This is a genomic window from Rhodoferax sp. U11-2br, assembly GCF_018619435.1.
GTDB lineage: Bacteria > Pseudomonadota > Gammaproteobacteria > Burkholderiales > Burkholderiaceae_C > Rhodoferax.
Map to the genome: position 1 here is coordinate 1 of NZ_JAHFZF010000026.1, position 18,855 is coordinate 18,855.

The following is an 18,855-nucleotide window of genomic DNA, read 5'->3' on the forward strand; positions in this document are numbered from 1 at the left end:
GTTCAGGGGATTGGGGGGATGGCAAAGACATGGCTGGCATAAGCGGACAAGGCGCGGAAGGTGTTCCGCAAGCCGATGACTTTACTTGATTTTGCTGAGTTTTCGAGTTATTGATCGGCGCGGTGCCATAATCGACGCTGCAAATTAAAGCAAACGGATCAAAGTCTGGCGAATTATTCATAGCGCTTGTGGCTTTGGTCTTAAGTTTCGATGCAACGCCACAAGTGTTTGCAAAGAAGCACCCAAGGTTTTTCGTCAGAGAAATTCACAAAGGTTCATCATGGAAATATCAAAAGCCGAAACCACTTCGGTGTCAAACTCTTCAGCCGCAACCCCCAGCAAAGCTGCCCATGACTCGGGTGTGCAAGAGCTTCGTGGCGCAGAAATTCTGATCAAGGCCCTGCAGGCCGAAAACGTCAAGTACATCTGGGGTTACCCCGGCGGCGCGGTACTGCACATTTATGACGCGGTGTTCAAACAAGACACGGTCCAGCACATCCTGGTTCGCCACGAACAAGCTGCGGTGCATGCCGCCGATGGATATGCCCGTGCGACCGGTGATGTGGGTGTGGCGCTGGTGACATCCGGCCCGGGGGCCACCAACGCGGTTACCGGCATTGCCACTGCCTACATGGACAGCATCCCGATGGTGATCATCAGCGGCCAGGTGCCCACAGCGGCGATTGGCATGGACGCCTTCCAGGAGTGCGACACGGTGGGCATCACCCGCCCGGTGGTCAAACACAACTTCCTGGTGAAAGACGCCCGTGATCTGGCGATGACCCTGAAAAAGGCTTTCCACATTGCACGCAGCGGCCGTCCTGGCCCGGTAGTGGTCGACATCCCGAAGGATGTGTCTTTCAAAAAGGTGCCCTACCACGGTTATCCCGACAAGGTGGAAATGCGCTCCTACAACCCTGTGCGCAAAGGCCACGGCGGGCAGATTCGCAAAGCCTTGCAACTGTTGTTGACGGCCAAGCGGCCCTACATCTACACCGGTGGCGGTGTGTTGCTGAGCAACGCTTCCAATGAACTGCGCCAGTTGGTAGACATGCTGGGTTACCCGGTGACCCACACCTTGATGGGCTTGGGTGCTTACCCGGCGAGTGACCGCAAGTACCTGGGCATGCTGGGCATGCACGGCACGTTGGAAGCCAACAACGCCATGCAAAACTGTGACGTGTTGCTGGCAGTGGGTGCACGGTTCGATGACCGGGTGATTGGCAACCCCAAACATTTTGCGCAAAACGAGCGCAAGATCATCCACGTGGACATCGACCCGTCGAGCATCTCCAAACGGGTGCGTGTGGACATCCCGATTGTGGGCGATGTGAAAGAGGTGTTGACCGAGCTGATCGCTATGATCAAGGAAAGCACGCTCAAGCCTGACGCCCACGCCCTGGGCGCCTGGTGGGACACGATTGATGGCTGGCGCAAACGCGAATGCCTCAAGTACGATCGTGGCGCCAACGGTGTGATCAAGCCGCAGTATGTGGTGGAAACCTTGTGGAACATGACCAAGGATGCCGACACCTACATCACCTCGGATGTGGGTCAGCATCAGATGTGGGCCGCTCAGTATTACCGTTTTGACGAACCCCGGCGCTGGATCAATTCAGGTGGCCTGGGCACCATGGGTGTCGGTATTCCCTACGCCATGGGCATCAAACTGGCCAAGCCTGAGAGCGAGGTGTTCTGCATCACCGGTGAAGGTTCGGTGCAGATGTGTATCCAGGAGCTCTCCACCTGCCTGCAATACAACACACCGATCAAGATCTGCTCGTTGAACAACCGTTATCTGGGTATGGTGCGCCAGTGGCAGGAGATCGAATACTCTGGTCGCTACAGCCACAGCTACATGGACGCCTTGCCCAATTTTGTCAAGCTGGCGGAGGCCTATGGCCACGTTGGTATGCTGATTGAACGCGCCGAAGATGTGGAACCCGCTCTGCGCGAGGCCCGCAAGCTTAAGGATCGCACGGTGTTCATGGATTTCCGCACCGACCCGACCGAAAACGTGTTCCCGATGGTGCGCGCAGGCCACGGCATCACCGAGATGCTGATGGGCTCCGAAGATCTTTAATTTCAACCCAACCTGAACAAATCTATTGCTCGCCAGGTCCGCGCATTACCGTGTGTGGATGAGGGCGGCGACAGTGCAAGCTGTCGCGTTGGCGAAAAGAGGAGTCATTCACTATGAAACATATCATTGCAGTTTTGCTGGAAAACGAAGCCGGGGCCTTGTCCCGCGTGGTTGGGTTGTTTTCTGCCCGCGGCTATAACATCGAATCCCTCACGGTGGCGCCGACAGAAGACCCCAGCCTGTCGCGCATGACCATTCAGACGGCTGGCTCGGAAGAGGTGATTGAACAAATCACCAAACATCTGAACCGCTTGATTGAAGTGGTCAAGGTGGTTGACCTGACCGAGGGGGCTTACACAGAGCGCGAGTTGATGATGGTCAAGGTGCGCGCTGTGGGCAAGGAGCGTGAGGAGATGAAGCGTATGGCCGATATTTTCCGGGGCCGGATCATTGATGTGACCGAAAAAAGTTACACCATTGAACTGACGGGTGATCAGTCCAAAAACGATGCATTTCTGAGTGCCATTGAAAGTGGTGCAATTTTGGAGACCGTGCGCACCGGCGCGAGTGGCATTGGTCGCGGTGAGCGGATTTTGCGAGTTTGAATTTTTTACAACGGAGAGATAGATGAAAGTTTTTTACGACAAAGATTGTGATCTGAGCCTGATCAAGGGCAAAACCGTTGCCATCATTGGCTACGGCAGCCAAGGTCATGCCCACGCCCAGAATTTGAACGACAGCGGCGTGAAGGTCGTGGTTGGTCTGCGCAAAGGTGGTGCTTCTTGGGACAAGGTTGGCAAGGCTGGCCTGAACGTCATGGAAGTCAATGACGCGGTCAAGATTGCTGATGTGGTCATGATCCTGTTGCCTGATGAGCAAATCGCCGAGGTCTACACCAACAATGTGGCGCCCAACATCAAGACCGGTGCGTCGCTGGTATTTGCCCACGGTTTCAATGTCCACTATAACCAAGTTGTGCCCCGTGCAGACCTCGATGTCTGGATGGTGGCGCCCAAGGCGCCGGGCCACACTGTGCGCAACACCTACACCCAGGGCGGCGGCGTGCCCCACCTGATCGCTGTGCACCAGGACAAGTCTGGCAAGGCCCGTGACCTGGCCCTGAGCTATGCCATGGCCAATGGTGGTGGCAAGGCTGGCATCATCGAGACCAACTTCAAGGAAGAGACCGAAACCGATCTGTTCGGTGAACAGGCCGTGTTGTGCGGTGGCGCTGTGGAATTGATCAAGATGGGTTATGAGACCCTGGTTGAGGCCGGTTACGCCCCCGAAATGGCTTATTTCGAATGCTTGCACGAGCTGAAACTGATCGTTGATCTGATTTATGAAGGCGGCATTGCCAACATGAACTACTCGATCTCGAACAATGCCGAATACGGCGAGTACGTGACCGGTCCCGAAGTCATCAATGCCCAGAGCCGTGAAGCCATGCGCAACGCTTTGAAGCGCATCCAGAATGGTGACTACGCCAAGATGTTCATTCTGGAAGGCCGCACCGGCTATCCCAGCATGACCGCACGTCGCCGCAACACAGCCGATCACCAGATCGAAGTGGTGGGTGCACAATTGCGTGCCATGATGCCCTGGATTGCCAAAAACAAGCTGGTGGATCAGTCCCGCAACTAAGGCGTACGCCGACCTGTCAAAAGGCCACCTTGGTGGCCTTTTGTTATTATGGACGCCCTAAAAAGGCCGCTTGAATGGATGATGTGACTACCTCTGACTTTGCCGAACTCGACGTGCCGCCCAAAAAGCGTCGCAAGGGTATTTACGTTTTGCCCAATCTGTTCACGCTGGCCGCGCTGTTTGGTGGCTTCTATGCCATTGTGATGGCCATTAACGGGCGTTTTGATCTGGCTGCCATCGGTGTGTTTTGCGCCATGATTCTCGACAGCCTGGATGGTCGGGTGGCCCGCATGACCAATACCCAAAGTGCTTTTGGGGAGCAGATGGACTCCTTGTCAGACATGGTGTCTTTTGGTGCGGCTCCGGCGCTGATCAGCTATGTCTGGGCGCTCAAAGGGCTGGGCCGCTGGGGATGGCTGGCGGCCTTTGTGTATTGCGCCTGTGCTGCCTTGCGTCTGGCCCGTTTTAATGTCAATACCGCTGTTGTTGATAAGCGTTATTTTCAGGGCTTGCCGTCACCGGCCGCAGCTGCATTGGTGGCTGGCTTGATCTGGGTGGCGACCGATCTGGGGGTTGCTGGCAGCAGCCTAGCGTGGCCTATGTTCGCTGTATCACTGTATGCCGGTTTGACCATGGTGACCAACGTGCCGTTTTACAGTTTCAAGGATGTACGTGTGAAGCGCAGCGTGCCCTTTGTGGTGATTGTGCTGATTGCCATTGCGATTGCGCTGATCAATATCGACCCACCCACCGTGCTGTTCGGCATTTTTGTGGTTTACGGCTTGAGTGGTTATGTGATTTACTTTTGGCGCAAGACCAAGGGTATCCCTACCAGCGTCATCAGCACCTCAACCCAAGAACCTGAAGAGCGTGGTTTGCACCACTAGATTCTTTTGCGGAGACACTCTTTCTGCTGGATGGTCTGTTGGCCTGTGGTACATTGTTTCCATGCACAAGCTATCTCTGGCTCTACTACGGTCACCTGACGGGTGGAGTTGATAGCGCTTGATTGCATCAACCCTGAAAAGCCCGTATGCCATTCGCAACGGGCTTTTTTGTTGGCTTGAACACATTGAAGTTGCGAATTCATTGAGAACTTAGGAGTGACAACATGGCAGATAAGTTAGTGATTTTTGACACCACCTTGCGCGATGGTGAGCAGTCTCCAGGCGCTTCCATGACCCGTGACGAAAAACTGCGCATTGCACGTCAACTGGAACGCCTGAAAGTGGATGTGATCGAAGCTGGTTTTGCCGCCAGTTCCAATGGTGACTTTGAATGTATCAAGGCGATTGCCGAAGTCATCAAGGACTCCACCGTGTGCTCATTGGCACGCGCCAGTGACCGTGATATCGCACGGGCCGCAGAGGCGCTGAAACCTGCCAACTCCGGCCGACTGCATCTTTTCCTGGCCACCAGCCCGTTGCATATGGAAAAGAAGTTGCGCATGACGCCTGACCAGGTGTTTGAACAATCCAAACTGGCGGTTCGTTTTGCCCGCAACCTGATGGCAGACATTGAGTTCAGTGCAGAGGATGCGTACCGGTCAGACCCTGATTTTTTGTGTCGTGTTTTTGAGGCCGTGATCAACGAAGGTGCCACTACCATCAATGTGCCTGATACGGTGGGTTACGCCATACCGGAGCTGTATGGCAACTTCATCAAGGATTTGCGCGAACGCATTCCCAACAGCGACAAGGCGGTTTGGTCAGTGCATTGTCACAACGATCTTGGCATGGCGGTTGCCAACTCCCTGGCTGGGGTCAAGATCGGTGGCGCCCGCCAGGTCGAGTGCACTATCAACGGTTTGGGAGAACGTGCCGGCAACTGTTCATTCGAAGAGATCGTCATGGCGGTCAAAACCCGCAAGGACTACTTTGGTCTGGAGCTGGGTATTGATACCAAACACATCGTTGCGGCCAGCCGCCTGGTCAGCCAGACCACCGGTTTTGTGGTCCAACCCAACAAGGCTGTGGTGGGCGCCAATGCCTTTGCTCACGCATCCGGCATCCATCAGGATGGTGTTCTGAAAGCGCGTGATACCTATGAAATCATGCGCGCAGAAGACGTGGGCTGGAGCAACAACAAGATCGTCATGGGCAAGTTGAGTGGTCGCAATGCGTTCAAGTTGCGCCTGCAGGAGCTGGGTGTCACGATGGACAGTGAAGCGGAGATCAACAACGCGTTTATCAAGTTCAAGGATCTGGCCGATCGCAAGAGCGAGATTTTTGACGAAGACATCCTGGCCCTGGTCAGTGAGGAAAATGTGGCGCAAAGCCATGACCGATATGGCTTTGTGTCTCTGGTGCAGCACAGTGAAACTGGCGAGAGACCCCATGCCAAGGTGGTGATGACTGTGGATGGCAAAGAGGTGACAGGTGAATCTGACGGAAATGGTCCGGTGGATGCCTCACTCAAGGCCATTGAAACCCATGTCCAGAGTGGTGCTGACATGGTGCTGTATTCGGTCAATGCCATCAGTGGCTCCACGGAAAGTCAGGGTGAGGTCACGGTACGTTTGCAAAACAGCGGCCGGGTGGTCAATGGGGTGGGTGCGGATCCGGATATCGTGGTGGCATCGGCCAAAGCCTACCTAAGTGCCTTGAACAAATTGAGCAGTCAGGCCGAACGGGTCGCCGCGCAAGGTTAAACACCGCACAATGGTTTAAGAAAGTCTCGCAAGTACTTGTTACTGCGAGATTTTTCAGATTAAACTGCGGCCTTCGGTTTAGCGCGGTGAGGAGCCAAGGTCATGACAATTTATCAGCAGCGTTTATTGGGCAGAAAATCACGGAGCGTGGTCTGCCTGATCGGCCTTTTTGTTGCTTTTGCGTTGGCACCACTGTCAATGTCACACGCTGCAGGCAACAAGACCAACGTTGCCAAAGCACAGGTGACCAAGGCGAGTGCGGGTAAATCCAAAAAGGTCGTTGTGCAAAGTAAACGGCGTGTGGCTGTGGTTATCGCCAGGAAGCGGGCGTCAGCCAAGCCACTGGCGGTGGTTGACCGGGCCTCCTTCGGTCAGATCGCCGGTTTGCATTCTGCGTCAGATCAATTGAACCTGAAGTCCAGCGTGGCATTGGTGGTTGACCAGCAGACCAATGAGATTCTTTACAGCAAAAACGACAAGGCTGTTTTGCCGATTGCATCTTTGACCAAACTCATGACCGGCTTGCTGATCAGTGAGGCACATTTGCCGATGGACGAATCCATTGCCATTACCTCAGAAGATGTGGATACCGAAAAACACAGCAGCTCTCGCCTGCAAGTGGGCAGTGTCTTGACGCGAGGTGAGTTGTTGCACTTGGCTTTGATGTCCAGTGAAAACCGTGCTGCGCATGCCTTGGCAAGAACTTCACCAGGCGGCTTGGCCACGTTTGTGGCGCAAATGAATGCCAAGGCGCGGGCTTTGGGGATGACTGACACTGTTTACGTTGAACCCACCGGCCTGTCCAGCAGCAACCGATCCAGTGCCCACGATTTGGTCAAACTGGTAGACATGGCACACCAGCACCCCTTGCTTCGGGAGTTGACCACCTCACCCGGTTTTGAGGTGGATGTTGGTCGGCGCACTCTGCAGTACAACAACACCAACCGATTGGTGAAGAATCCCACTTGGGACATTGGGCTGCAAAAGACGGGTTATATCTCCGAGGCCGGTCGCTGTCTCGTGATGCAGGCCAGTGTGGCAGGGCGCAAACTCATCATGGTGTTTTTGGATTCAGCAGGCAAGCTCAGCCGTCTCGGTGATGCTGAACGTGTGCGGCATTGGCTTGAATCGGGTGAACGGCGGGTCTCCGCCAAAGCGGCTGTGCCCGTCGTCGGGGGCTAACTCAGATCGAGTGATAGCCCAGGTTTCTGGATATCTCTGCGGCGGTGGCCATCAGTTTGGGTAGCCACGCTTCGTCCATTCTCCCGGCAGGTGCCGAAATAGAAAGGCCAGCGAGCAATTTTCTCTGGTCATCGAAGATCCCGGCTGCCATACAGCGCACACCTAACTCAAGTTCTTCGTTGTCAGTTGCGTAGTTGTCGCGACGGACTTTGGCCAGCTCTTTTTCAAGTGCAGGCAGTTGGGTCAAGCTGTTTTTGGTGTGGCCACTTAAGCCTGTGCGGGTGGCATACGCCCGAATTCTCTGTGGCTCGTCCGACGCCAGAAAAAGCTTGCCCACCGAGGTCAGGTGCAAGGGCGCTCTGCCGCCAATGGCGCGGATCACCTGCATGCCTGAGCGTTCGCTGTAGGCCCGCTCAACATACACAATTTCATCGCCCTGACGCATGCTCAAATTGATCGTTTGCTGGGTGACGCGATGCAATTCCCGCATTGGCTCCAGGGCGGCATCACGAACATTGAGCCGATTTTTGACCAGGTTGCCGAGTTCCAGCAGACGCATGCCCAAGCGGTAATTGCCTGCTTGTGGCCGGTCTACAAAACGTCCGGTGGCCAGATCATTGAGGATGCGGTGCGCCGTTGAGGCGTGCAGACCAGCTTTTTCGCTGATTTCCTTGAGGGACATCGCGTCTTCCCGGGACGCCAGAATGTCAATCAATGTGAACATTCTCTCAATGACTTGCACGGTGGGTACAGAGGGTATCCCCGAGTCTGTTTTTTGCATGAGACTTCCTACAAATGAACAGAATATTTTATCCTATGAAATTTCAGGATGCGCTGGCAACCAGAGCCCGTTGTGCATCAGTTCATAGGGTTTGAAACAGGATTTGTAGTCCATTTTCTGGCAGCCTTCGATCCAGTAGCCCAGATAGAGGTAGTTCAAACCCAAAGACCTTGCCTGCTGAATCTGCCATAGCACATTAAACGTGCCATAGTTTTGCCCCGGCTCGGGCGCGTAAAAGGTGTAGACCGCCGACAGCCCATCTTTCAACTGGTCGATGATGGACACCATCTTGAGCTCTGTCGCAGACTGCCCTGGAACGGTTTCGCGGAACTCCACCATCCAGGACCGGACATTGGAGCGCACAAGAAAATCGGTGTATTGCGCTTCATCATCAATGTCCATGCCACCCCCGGGATGTCGGGATTTTTGGTAGCGCTTGTACAAGGCGTAATGGTCAGGCAAAAAAGTGGGTTTCATCACCGTGCACGTCAGTGCCTGGTGTTTCGCCCAGGCCCGTTTCTGGCTTCGGTTGGGCTTGAAATCCGCAACTGGCAAGCGGATGGACAAACAAGCCTTGCAGTTGTCACACTGTGGTCGGTACACAAAAGAGCCACTGCGCCGGAAACCAGCTTGTATCAACACATCGTATTTTGCAGCGTCGATGGCTTCACTGGGCGCGGCCACCTGGGATCTGGCCAGACGGCCTTCCATATAACTGCACGGGTAAACAGCAGTTGAGTAGTACTGAATGTCTGAGACAAATCGCTGGGAGTGGGTCACGTGTTGGCAGCCGCAGGGGTCAGAAGACAATTCCAGTATAGGGGCGAGAACCGCCAATCGGGCGCAGGTTGCTGCAAGGTCTCAGTGACAGCCTGCACAAAAGTCGCCCGAGGTGTTTCCGCCGCGCCGAAGGAGGCCAGGTGCTGCGTATTTTGTTGGCAATCTATCTGATGCACCCCGCCATGGCGACACAGCGCGACCAGCGCAGCCAGGGCAATTTTGGAGGCATCGGTGACCCGGTGAAACATGGACTCGCCAAACACGGCACGTCCGATCGCCACAAAGTACAAACCTCCAACCAGTTCGCCGTGTACCCAGGTTTCCACGCTGTGTGCCAGACCCGCCCGATGCAGTTCCACATAAGCTTGCACCATGGTTGGCACAATCCAGGTTCCAGATTGCCCACCACGCCCGCTGTCTGCACAAGCTTGGATGACGGTTTCAAAGGCGCAATCCACCCGGATCTCGCAATGGGGTGAATTGGCAAACTTTTTGAGCTGCTTTTTCAGAGATGTGTGTAGACGAAATGCGGCGGGCTTGAGCACCATTCTGGGGTCAGGGCTCCACCACAAAATGGGTTGCCCCGGGCTGAACCACGGAAAAATGCCATTCCGATAAGCACGCACCAAGCTGTCCACGGACAAGTCACCACCGGCACACAACAAGCCGGGAGCGTCCGAGTTATGCCCCCAGGCGTGGTGCACGGGAGGGAAAGCGTCACCCGGTTCCAGCCATGCCAAGCTCAGTGCGTTTTCACTCATGCGGTGTCGGATTGGGATGCCCTGGGTGTCAAACACATCAGTTCATCGACAAAAAAGTCTGGGTCAACGAGGTAACTGACCGGGTTTTGGGCAAAAAGCCGCTCTCGAGCCATTACAATGGCGAGGTCGGGGCGTAGCGCAGCCTGGTAGCGCATCTGGTTTGGGACCAGAGGGTCGAAGGTTCGAATCCTTTCGCCCCGACCATTCATCTCTCGTGATCTCTGCCCGTAGCTCAGTTGGATAGAGCAACAGCCTTCTAAGCTGTGGGTCGGGGGTTCGATCCCCTCCGGGCAGGCCATCAACGCAGTTGCCCCCAACATCCCACAGTATCAGCTAGCGGCTTTCAGGCCGTTTTTGAAGTGATCCAGCATACGCTGCTGGCTCAAAGCGGGATCACGCGCCAGCAAGGCGGCCATCAGGCCACGGTGCTCTTGCAAAGAGGCCTCCACCCGGCCGGACTTCAACAGGGAGTCGTGGCGGTGTAACTTCATGACCTTGCGCAAGTCGGACACCACCTGGTTGCGCCAGCGGTTGTTGGCAATCTCCAGCACCAGCATATGGAACTGTTCATTGATCACAAAGAACTGCTCGCGGTTGACGTGTTCAGGCTGAACCGATTGTTCCAGCGTTTCGTGAAGCGTCTGCAACCTTTGCATTTGTTCATCGCTGGCTTTGCTGGCCACGGCCGCTGCTGCGTCTGATTCCAGCAGGCCCAGCAAGTGGTAGACATCCTCCAGATCATTCTCTGAAACTTCGGTCACATAGGCGCCGCGGCGTACCTTCATAGTCACCAGACCTTCAGCAGCCAGCACCTTGAGTGCCTCTCGCAAAGGCGTGCGGCTGATGCCATAGGCCTCGGCGATCTTCAACTCGTCGATCCAGCTGCCAGGTTGGAGATCGTGTTCAAAAATACGCTGGCGCAGGAGTTCCGCTACCTCTTCGTAGAGCGCACGGGGGGCCAGAGCGTTTGCAGTCATGTGGAAATTGTAAGCTGGGTAGATTTTTTTGTATCAATAATTATAAATAACGTAAACTTAAGGGGCTTTTTAGCAAGCCTCGTCACTGTACGTTGGGCAGTGCAGGTGTACTGTTTGAATCGCCGACTGGAGCCATGACTCATGACACAAAAATACCCTGAATTTCAAGCCGCTGATATGCAGGCTTGGGCCAAAGCCGCCGCCAAGTCGGCTCCCAATGGTGATGTGGATGCCCTCAATTGGCTGACACCCGATGGCATCACGGTCAAGCCGCTGTACACCGCCGAAGACACACAAGCCCTGCCTTACACCAACACCCTGCCGGGTTTTGAGCCCTACCTGCGTGGTCCACAGGCCACCATGTACGCAGTGCGTCCCTGGACCATCCGCCAGTATGCTGGTTTCTCCACCGCTGAAGAGTCCAATGCGTTCTACCGCAAGGCGCTTGCCGCCGGTGGTCAGGGTGTCTCCGTGGCATTTGACCTGGCCACCCACCGCGGTTACGACTCGGACCACCCGCGCGTGACCGGCGACGTTGGCAAGGCTGGTGTGGCGATCGATTCGGTCGAGGACATGAAGATCCTGTTTGATCAGATTCCGCTGGACAAGATCAGTGTGTCCATGACCATGAATGGCGCCGTGTTGCCGGTGCTGGCTGGTTATGTGGTGGCCGCAGAAGAGCAGGGCGTGACTCAGGACAAACTGTCAGGGACGATTCAGAACGACATTCTGAAAGAGTTCATGGTGCGCAACACCTACATCTACCCGCCTGAGCCGTCGATGAAGATCATTGGCGACATCATCGAGTACACGGCCAAGAACATGCCCAAGTTCAACTCGATCTCGATCAGCGGTTACCACATGCAGGAAGCTGGTGCCAATCAGGCGCTGGAACTGGCCTTCACACTGGCGGACGGCAAGGAATACGTCAAAACCGCCATTGCCAAGGGCATGGATGTGGACGACTTTGCCGGGCGCCTGAGCTTCTTCTGGGCGGTGGGCATGAACTTCTACCTGGAAGTGGCCAAAATGCGCGCAGCACGCTTGTTGTGGTGCCGCATCATGAAAGGCTTCAACGCCAAGAAGCCCAAGTCGCTCATGCTGCGCACCCATAGCCAGACCAGCGGCTGGAGCCTGACCGAGCAGGACCCCTACAACAATGTGGTACGCACCACCATCGAGGCCATGGCCGCGGTGTTTGGGGGTACCCAGTCGCTGCACACCAATTCCTTTGACGAGGCGATTGCCTTGCCCACCGAGTTCAGCGCCCGCATTGCACGCAACACCCAACTGATCATCCAGGAAGAAACCCACATCACCAGCGTGATCGACCCCTGGGCTGGCAGCTACATGATGGAAAAGCTCACCCAGGACATGGCGGACGCCGCCTGGGCCATCATCGAGGAAGTCGAAGCCATGGGTGGCATGACCAAGGCCGTGGATTCCGGCTGGGCCAAGCTCAAGATCGAAGCCGCCGCAGCGCAAAAGCAGGCGTGTATCGACTCGGGCAAAGACGTGATCGTGGGGGTTAACAAGTACAAGCTCAAGACCGAAGACGCGATTGAAGCGCGCGACATCGATAACGTTGCTGTGCGTGACTCTCAGATCGCCCGCCTCAACGACATCAAGCAAAAACGCGATCCAGCCCTTGTACAGCAAGCGCTAGCTGCTCTCGAAAGTGCAGCGGCCAGCGGCAACGGCAACCTGCTCGACCTCACAATCCAGGCGATGCGGGCACGCGCCACCGTGGGTGAAGTCAGCGCCGCCATGGAAAAAACATTCGGCCGCCATCGCGCCGATACCCAAAAGGTGACCGGTGTGTACGCAGCCGCTTACGACAGTGCCGAAGGTTGGGACAAACTCAAGGGTGAAATCGCCGATTTCGCCACCGCCCAAGGCCGCCGCCCGCGCGTGATGATCGCCAAGCTGGGCCAGGATGGCCACGACCGCGGTGCCAAGGTGGTCTCGACCGCGTTTGCCGACCTTGGGTATGACGTGGACATCGGGCCGCTGTTCCAGACCCCCGAAGAGTGCGCGCGCCAGGCGATTGAAAACGACGTGCACGCCGTGGGTGTGTCGACCCTGGCCGCCGGGCACAAGACCCTGGTGCCGGCCATCATGGCCGAGTTGAAGAAGCAGGGCGGCGACGACATCGTGGTGTTTGTGGGTGGGGTGATTCCGCACCAGGACTACGACATGTTGTACGCAGCGGGTGTCAAGGGCATTTACGGCCCGGGTACACCCATCCCGGTGAGCGCCAAGGACGTGCTGGAGCAGATCAAGAAGTCCCTGCCAGCCTGAGTATTGCCGTGCTGTCGTTTGCTCCCGTTGTCTGGGGAGACTTCGAGGCCATGCTGGCGATTCGCGTGGAGGCATTGCGCGACAGCCTGGAGCGTCTCGGGCGCTTCGACCCGGCTCGGGCACGCGAACTACTAATGGCCGGGTTCAAACCCGAGTTCATGCGGCACATCGTGTGCGATGGTGAGCGTATCGGTTTTGTCACCTTGCGCCCGGACCCTGCCGCCGGGCCACCCGCCTTGCACCTGAACCATTTGTACCTTCGCCCCGCCTGGCAGGGGCAGGGTGTGGGTGCTTGGGTGATGGCCTGGGCCAAAGCCCAGGCTGTGGCGCAGGCTTGTGACATCCGCTTGTCGGCACTAAAACACAGTGATGCCAACCGTTTTTACCTGCGCCAAGGCTTCGTCCAGGTGGGGGAGTCAGACTTTGACCTGGATTACCGTTGGTCCCAGTCTAAGGGAGTGTCAGTTTGAGTATGTTTGAAGCGATTCTTCATGGTTCTGCCCCGGTTCAGCGCCGTGCCATGGCCAAGGCCATCACCCTGCTCGAATCCACCCGGGCCGACCATCGTCAGCAGGCCGATGAGCTGCTGACGGCGCTGCTGCCACACACCGGGCGGGCCTTTCGGCTCGGCATCAGCGGTGTGCCGGGTGTCGGCAAATCCACCTTCATCGAGGCGCTGGGCCTGTACCTGATTGGCCAGGGGCACCGGGTGGCGGTGCTGGCGGTGGACCCCAGCAGCAGTGTCTCGGGTGGCTCCATCCTGGGTGACAAGACGCGCATGGAACACCTGTCGGTCCATGAGCGCGCCTACATCCGCCCCAGCCCCAGCAGTGGCACGCTCGGTGGTGTGGCCGAGAAAACTCGCGAAGCCATGCTGGTGTGTGAGGCAGCGGGTTACGACGTTGTGATTGTGGAAACCGTGGGTGTGGGTCAGAGCGAGACCACGGTGGCCAACATGACCGACATGTTTGTGCTGATGCAGTTGCCCAATGCGGGCGATGATTTACAAGCGATCAAAAAAGGCGTGATGGAAATCGCCGACCTGGTGGTCATCAACAAGGCCGATCTGGACGCCATTGCCGCCACCCGGGCGCAGGCGCAGATCACCTCCAGCCTGCGTTTGCTGGGCCTGCATGGCAACCCGGACAACGCCCACCACAACGAATTGGTCTGGCACCCGCAGGTGATCCAGCTCAGCGCTCTGCAAGGTCTGGGTGTGGACGCGTTCTGGGCCAAGGTGCTGGAGTTCAAAAAATTGCAACTCAGCAGCGGCAAACAGGTCACCCGCCGCCAGAACCAGGCGCTGGCCTGGATGTGGGAACGTATCGATGCGGGGCTCAAGCAAGCTTTCCGACAGCATCCGGATGTACAAACTCTGTTGCCCAAGCTGACCCACGAGGTGCTAGAGGGCCGGATGGCTGCTTCGACTGCAGCGCGGAATATGCTTGCAGCCCAGACAAAATAAGGGCTGGTTGCTATCAAATTGTTTGCTTCCTGTCACTGTTACTGACCTCAGAGATACCACACCATGCACGACATCATTGAACTTCTCGACAAAAAGCGCGAACTGGCCCGCCTGGGAGGCGGCCAAAAACGCATCGACGCCCAGCATAAAAAAGGCAAACTCACCGCCCGTGAACGCATTGAAATGCTGCTGGACGAAGGCACGTTTGAAGAGTGGGACATGTTTGTCGAACACCGTTGCATCGACTTCGGCATGGAGAACAACAAGATCCCGGGTGACGGGGTGGTCACCGGCTACGGCATGATCAGCGGGCGCCTGGTGTTTGTGTTCAGCCAGGATTTCACCGTGTTTGGTGGCGCGCTGTCTGAAGCCCATGCCGAGAAGATCTGCAAGATCATGGACCAGGCCATGAAGGTCGGCGCGCCAGTGATTGGCCTGAACGACTCGGGCGGTGCGCGTATCCAGGAAGGTGTGGCTTCGCTGGGTGGTTATGCCGACGTGTTCCAGCGCAATGTGATGGCCAGCGGTGTGATTCCGCAGCTCAGCCTGATCATGGGCCCCTGCGCCGGTGGTGCGGTGTATTCACCGGCCATGACCGATTTCATCTTCATGGTCAAGGATTCAAGCTACATGTTTGTCACCGGCCCCGAAGTGGTCAAGACCGTCACGCATGAAGACGTCACCGCCGAGGAACTCGGTGGTGCCATCAGCCATTCCACCAAGAGTGGTGTGGCCGACATGGCGTTTGAGAACGATGTGGAGGCGCTGCTGCTGATGCGCCGCCTCTACAACTACCTGCCGCTCAACAACCGCGAAAAACCCCCGGTGCGCAAGAGTGGCGACCCGGCTGACCGCCAGGAGTTCAGCCTGGACACCTTGATCCCAGACAACCCCAACAAGGCCTACGACATGAAGGAGCTGATCACCAAAACGGTGGATGACGGCGACTTCTTCGAGTTACAACCCGAATACGCCAAAAACATGATCATCGGCTTTGGCCGGATGCAAGGCCAGACCGTCGGTTTTGTCGCCAACCAGCCGCTGGTGCTGGCGGGCTGCCTGGACATCAAGAGCTCGGTCAAGGCCGCGCGTTTTGTGCGCTTCTGTGATGCGTTCAACATCCCGGTGATCACCTTTGTTGACGTGCCTGGCTTCATGCCCGGTACCGCCCAGGAATACGGCGGCATCATCAAACACGGTGCCAAGCTGCTCTACGCTTATGCCGAATGCACCGTGCCCAAGATCACGCTGATCACCCGCAAGGCCTACGGTGGTGCCTACGACGTGATGAGCTCCAAACACCTGCGCGGTGACGTCAACTTTGCCTGGCCCAACGCCGAGATTGCGGTGATGGGGGCCAAGGGCGCGGTGGAGATCATCTTCCGCGAAGACAAGGGTGACCCGGAAAAAATCGCCGCCAAAGAAGCCGAATACAAAGCCCGTTTTGCCAACCCGTTTGTGGCCGGTGCACGTGGCTTCATCGACGATGTGATCCAGCCGCACGAAACCCGCAAACGCATCTGCCGCAGCCTGGTGATGTTGCGCGAGAAAAAGATCGAGAACCCGTGGCGCAAACACGGCAACATCCCCCTGTAAGGCCTGAGGAGCACAAGAACATGTTTACAAAAATCCTGATCGCCAACCGTGGCGAGATCGCTTGCCGCGTCATCCTCACTGCCCGCAAGATGGGCATTAAAACCGTGGCTGTGTTTTCTGAAGCCGACCGCGACGCCCGCCATGTGGCGCTGGCCGACGAGTCGGTGCTGATTGGCCCGGCGCCCAGCCGCGAAAGTTACCTGCTGGCCGACAAGATCATCGCGGCCTGCAAACAGACCGGCGCCCAGGCCATTCACCCGGGCTACGGTTTCCTGAGTGAAAACGCCGAATTTGCCAAACGGGTCGAAGAAGAAGGCCTCGTCTTCATCGGCCCCAAGCATTATTCGATTGCCGCCATGGGCGACAAGATCGAGTCCAAAAAACTCGCGGGTCTGGCCGGTGTCAACTGCATTCCGGGTGTCAATGACGCCATCGACACACCTGAGCAGGCGGTCGAGATCGCCAAGGGCATCGGTTACCCGGTGATGATCAAGGCCAGCGCCGGTGGTGGTGGCAAGGGCCTGCGTGTGGCCTTCAACGACAAGGAAGCGTTCGAAGGTTTCACCAGCTGCAAAAACGAAGCCCGCAACAGCTTTGGGGACGACCGCGTCTTCATCGAGAAGTTTGTTGAAGAGCCGCGCCACATCGAGATCCAGCTCATCGGCGACAGTCAGGGCAATGTGGTCTACCTCAATGAGCGTGAATGTTCGATCCAACGCCGCCACCAGAAAGTCATCGAAGAAGCGCCCAGCCCCTTCATCTCTGATGCCACCCGCCAAGCCATGGGAGAGCAGGCAGTGGCGCTGGCCAAGGCGGTCAAGTACCAGAGCGCTGGTACGGTCGAGTTTGTGGTCGGCAAGGACCAGAGCTTCTACTTCCTCGAGATGAACACACGCCTGCAGGTGGAGCACCCGGTCACCGAGTGCATCACCGGGTTGGACCTGGTCGAGCTGATGATCCGTGTCGCCGCCGGTGAGGCCTTGCCTCTGACCCAGGCCGAGGTCAAACGTGACGGCTGGGCCATGGAGTGCCGCATCAACGCCGAAGACCCGTTCCGCGGCTTCCTGCCCAGCACCGGTCGCCTGGTCAAGTTCCAGCCACCGCAGGAGAGCATGTTTGCCTCTGACGTGACGAAATGGCAGGGTGTGCGCGTCGACACCGGCGTGCAAGAAGGTGGCGAGATTCCGATGTATTACGACTCGATGATCGCCAAACTGATTGTGCACGGCAAGGACCGCCTGGAAGCCATTGCCAAGATGCGCGAGGCGCTCAACGGTTTTGTGATCCGCGGTGTCTCCAGCAACATCCCGTTCCAGGCCGCTTTGCTGGCGCATCCGAAGTTTGTCGCCGGTGACTTCAACACCGGGTTCATTGCCGAAAACTACGGCAAAGGCTTCCGCGCCGAAGATGTGCCACACAGCAACGTCGAGTTCCTGGTGGCGCTGGCGGTGTTTGTGAACCGCCGTTACCTCAACCGCGCGGCGTCGATCACCGGGCAGATGGAAGGCCACGAGTTGCGCACCGGCGCAGATTTTGTGGCGGTCACCTTGGGTGAAAACGGCAACGGCCAGTCCTACAAGGCGCACATTCCCGAGTTCAATGACCGCACCCGCACCGGAACCATCCAGGTGGGTGACAACAGTTACCGCATTCACAGCGAGACCAAGTTTGGCCATGTGCGCATGGTGGGCACCTGCAATGACAAGCCCTTTGTTGCCCAGGTTGAGCGCGGCACCGCCAAAAAGCCGCTGGCCATCCGGGTCATCCACAACGGCACCCAGGTCGACATGATGGTGTTGCTGCCGTATGCCGCCCAGTTGCACGCGCTGATGCCCTACAAGGCGCCGCCAGACATGAGCCGTTATGTGTTGTCGCCGATGCCTGGCCTGCTGGTGGATGTGGCGGTGCAGCCCGGCCAGAAGGTGGCGGCGGGTGAGCGCGTGGCGGTGATCGAGGCCATGAAGATGGAAAACGTCTTGTTTGCCACCGCCGACGGTGTGGTCGGCAAGGTGCTGGCTCTCAAAGGTGACAGCCTCGCGGTGGACCAGCCGATTGTGGAGTTTGCATAAGAAATAGGGCTCCGGCCCTTATATAAAAAGGGCGGGTAGCTCTGTTTTTGATAGTTTTTTTGAGAAGGTAATCACATGACTGAAGTCGTTCGTCCATTCAAGGTGCTGGGCATCCAGCAAATCGCCATTGGCGCCACAGACAAAACCCGCCTGCAAAAACTGTGGGTCGACATGTTGGGGCTGGAGTTGACCGGTACATTCAAGAGTGAGCGCGAAAACGTTGACGAAGACATCTGCGCCATGGGCAAAGGCCCGTTCAAGGTCGAGGTGGATCTGATGCAACCCGTCGACATTGAGAAAAAGCCCGCCGTACACGCCACACCGCTCAACCATGTCGGCATCTGGATCGACGATCTGCCCAAAGCCGTGGAATGGCTCACCGCCCAAGGTGTGCGTTTTGCGCCCGGTGGCATCCGCAAGGGTGCGGCCGGTTTTGACATCTGCTTCCTGCACCCCAAGGGCAACGACGAGTTCCCGATCTCGGGTGAAGGTGTGTTGATCGAGATGGTGCAAGCCCCAGCCGAAGTGATCGAGGCCTTCGCCAAGCTGGCGGCTTAAGCCGTAAG

At 57.0% G+C, this 18,855-nt stretch carries 17 protein-coding genes and 2 tRNA genes; 14 read left to right on the plus strand and 5 right to left on the minus strand.

The window, feature by feature from the left end; translation table 11 throughout:
• Window positions 1-181, minus strand: a 181-nt coding sequence (locus KKO72_RS15475) for a hypothetical protein (protein WP_214940472.1), incomplete at its 3' end; no start/stop codon positions are given.
• A gap of 99 nt (window positions 182-280) precedes the next feature.
• On the opposite strand from KKO72_RS15475, the gene KKO72_RS15480 reads away from it, so the two are divergent.
• From KKO72_RS15480 to pbpG, 6 genes are all read left to right on the plus strand, one after another.
• The gene (locus KKO72_RS15480; protein WP_214940475.1) at window positions 281-2,083 is read left to right on the plus strand and encodes an acetolactate synthase 3 catalytic subunit; all 1,803 of its coding nucleotides are present in this window, start codon (window positions 281-283) and stop codon (window positions 2,081-2,083) included.
• Between the two features lie 113 nt (window positions 2,084-2,196).
• Complete coding sequence (gene ilvN / locus KKO72_RS15485) at window positions 2,197-2,688, plus strand: acetolactate synthase small subunit (RefSeq protein ID WP_078365766.1); 492 nt, start codon at window positions 2,197-2,199, stop codon at window positions 2,686-2,688.
• Window positions 2,689-2,710: 22 nt separating this feature from the next.
• Complete coding sequence (gene ilvC, locus KKO72_RS15490) at window positions 2,711-3,727, plus strand: ketol-acid reductoisomerase (protein ID WP_214940478.1); 1,017 nt, start codon at window positions 2,711-2,713, stop codon at window positions 3,725-3,727.
• A gap of 74 nt (window positions 3,728-3,801) precedes the next feature.
• Complete coding sequence (pssA, locus tag KKO72_RS15495) at window positions 3,802-4,614, plus strand: CDP-diacylglycerol--serine O-phosphatidyltransferase (RefSeq protein WP_214940481.1); 813 nt, start codon at window positions 3,802-3,804, stop codon at window positions 4,612-4,614.
• A gap of 224 nt (window positions 4,615-4,838) precedes the next feature.
• The gene (locus KKO72_RS15500) at window positions 4,839-6,377 is read left to right on the plus strand and encodes a 2-isopropylmalate synthase (RefSeq protein WP_214940508.1); all 1,539 of its coding nucleotides are present in this window, start codon (window positions 4,839-4,841) and stop codon (window positions 6,375-6,377) included.
• Window positions 6,378-6,479: 102 nt separating this feature from the next.
• The gene (pbpG, locus tag KKO72_RS15505; RefSeq protein ID WP_214940510.1) at window positions 6,480-7,559 is read left to right on the plus strand and encodes a D-alanyl-D-alanine endopeptidase; all 1,080 of its coding nucleotides are present in this window, start codon (window positions 6,480-6,482) and stop codon (window positions 7,557-7,559) included.
• Window position 7,560: 1 nt separating this feature from the next.
• On the opposite strand, the gene KKO72_RS15510 is transcribed toward pbpG, so the two are convergent.
• The 3 genes from KKO72_RS15510 to aat are packed head-to-tail and all read right to left on the minus strand — an operon-like array spanning window position 7,561 to window position 9,881.
• Complete coding sequence (locus KKO72_RS15510) at window positions 7,561-8,340, minus strand: IclR family transcriptional regulator (protein ID WP_214940523.1); 780 nt, start codon at window positions 8,338-8,340, stop codon at window positions 7,561-7,563.
• Between the two features lie 33 nt (window positions 8,341-8,373).
• Entirely contained in the window at window positions 8,374-9,120 is a 747-nt protein-coding gene (locus KKO72_RS15515; RefSeq protein ID WP_214940527.1) for an arginyltransferase, read from the minus strand.
• Window positions 9,117-9,881 carry a leucyl/phenylalanyl-tRNA--protein transferase gene (gene aat, locus KKO72_RS15520; protein WP_214940555.1) on the minus strand — a complete coding sequence of 255 codons (765 nt, stop codon included), beginning with the start codon at window positions 9,879-9,881 and terminating at the stop codon, window positions 9,117-9,119. Before aat ends, KKO72_RS15515 begins: the two co-directional genes overlap by 4 nt.
• Window positions 9,882-10,008: 127 nt before the next feature.
• Here aat and KKO72_RS15525 point away from each other — a divergent pair.
• Together KKO72_RS15525 and KKO72_RS15530 are read left to right on the plus strand one after the other, a co-directional pair.
• Window positions 10,009-10,085: transfer RNA gene (locus tag KKO72_RS15525), tRNA-Pro, on the plus strand.
• 17 nt (window positions 10,086-10,102) lie between these two features.
• Window positions 10,103-10,179, plus strand: a tRNA-Arg gene (locus KKO72_RS15530).
• 31 nt (window positions 10,180-10,210) lie between these two features.
• Here the strand turns inward: KKO72_RS15530 and KKO72_RS15535 are convergent.
• Entirely contained in the window at window positions 10,211-10,858 is a 648-nt protein-coding gene (locus KKO72_RS15535; RefSeq protein ID WP_214940566.1) for a GntR family transcriptional regulator, read from the minus strand.
• 141 nt (window positions 10,859-10,999) lie between these two features.
• On the opposite strand from KKO72_RS15535, the gene scpA reads away from it, so the two are divergent.
• The 6 genes from scpA to KKO72_RS15565 all read left to right on the plus strand — a co-directional run bounded on the left by scpA (window position 11,000) and on the right by KKO72_RS15565 (window position 18,847).
• Window positions 11,000-13,159, plus strand: a complete 2,160-nt coding sequence (scpA, locus tag KKO72_RS15540; protein WP_214940583.1) for a methylmalonyl-CoA mutase — start codon at window positions 11,000-11,002, stop codon at window positions 13,157-13,159.
• A 50-nt stretch (window positions 13,160-13,209) separates the two neighbouring features.
• Complete coding sequence (locus tag KKO72_RS15545) at window positions 13,210-13,629, plus strand: GNAT family N-acetyltransferase (RefSeq protein WP_214940792.1); 420 nt, start codon at window positions 13,210-13,212, stop codon at window positions 13,627-13,629.
• A gap of 2 nt (window positions 13,630-13,631) precedes the next feature.
• Window positions 13,632-14,624, plus strand: a complete 993-nt coding sequence (gene meaB, locus KKO72_RS15550) for a methylmalonyl Co-A mutase-associated GTPase MeaB (protein ID WP_214940795.1) — start codon at window positions 13,632-13,634, stop codon at window positions 14,622-14,624.
• Between the two features lie 63 nt (window positions 14,625-14,687).
• A complete protein-coding gene (locus KKO72_RS15555; RefSeq protein WP_078365755.1) occupies window positions 14,688-16,220 on the plus strand; it encodes an acyl-CoA carboxylase subunit beta in 1,533 nt (510 codons plus the stop codon).
• 20 nt (window positions 16,221-16,240) lie between these two features.
• Entirely contained in the window at window positions 16,241-18,289 is a 2,049-nt protein-coding gene (locus KKO72_RS15560) for an acetyl/propionyl/methylcrotonyl-CoA carboxylase subunit alpha (RefSeq protein WP_214940586.1), read from the plus strand.
• A gap of 75 nt (window positions 18,290-18,364) precedes the next feature.
• Window positions 18,365-18,847: a VOC family protein gene (locus KKO72_RS15565; RefSeq protein ID WP_214940589.1), complete on the plus strand. Its 483-nt coding sequence runs from the start codon at window positions 18,365-18,367 to the stop codon at window positions 18,845-18,847.
• Window positions 18,848-18,855: the final 8 nt, after the last annotated feature.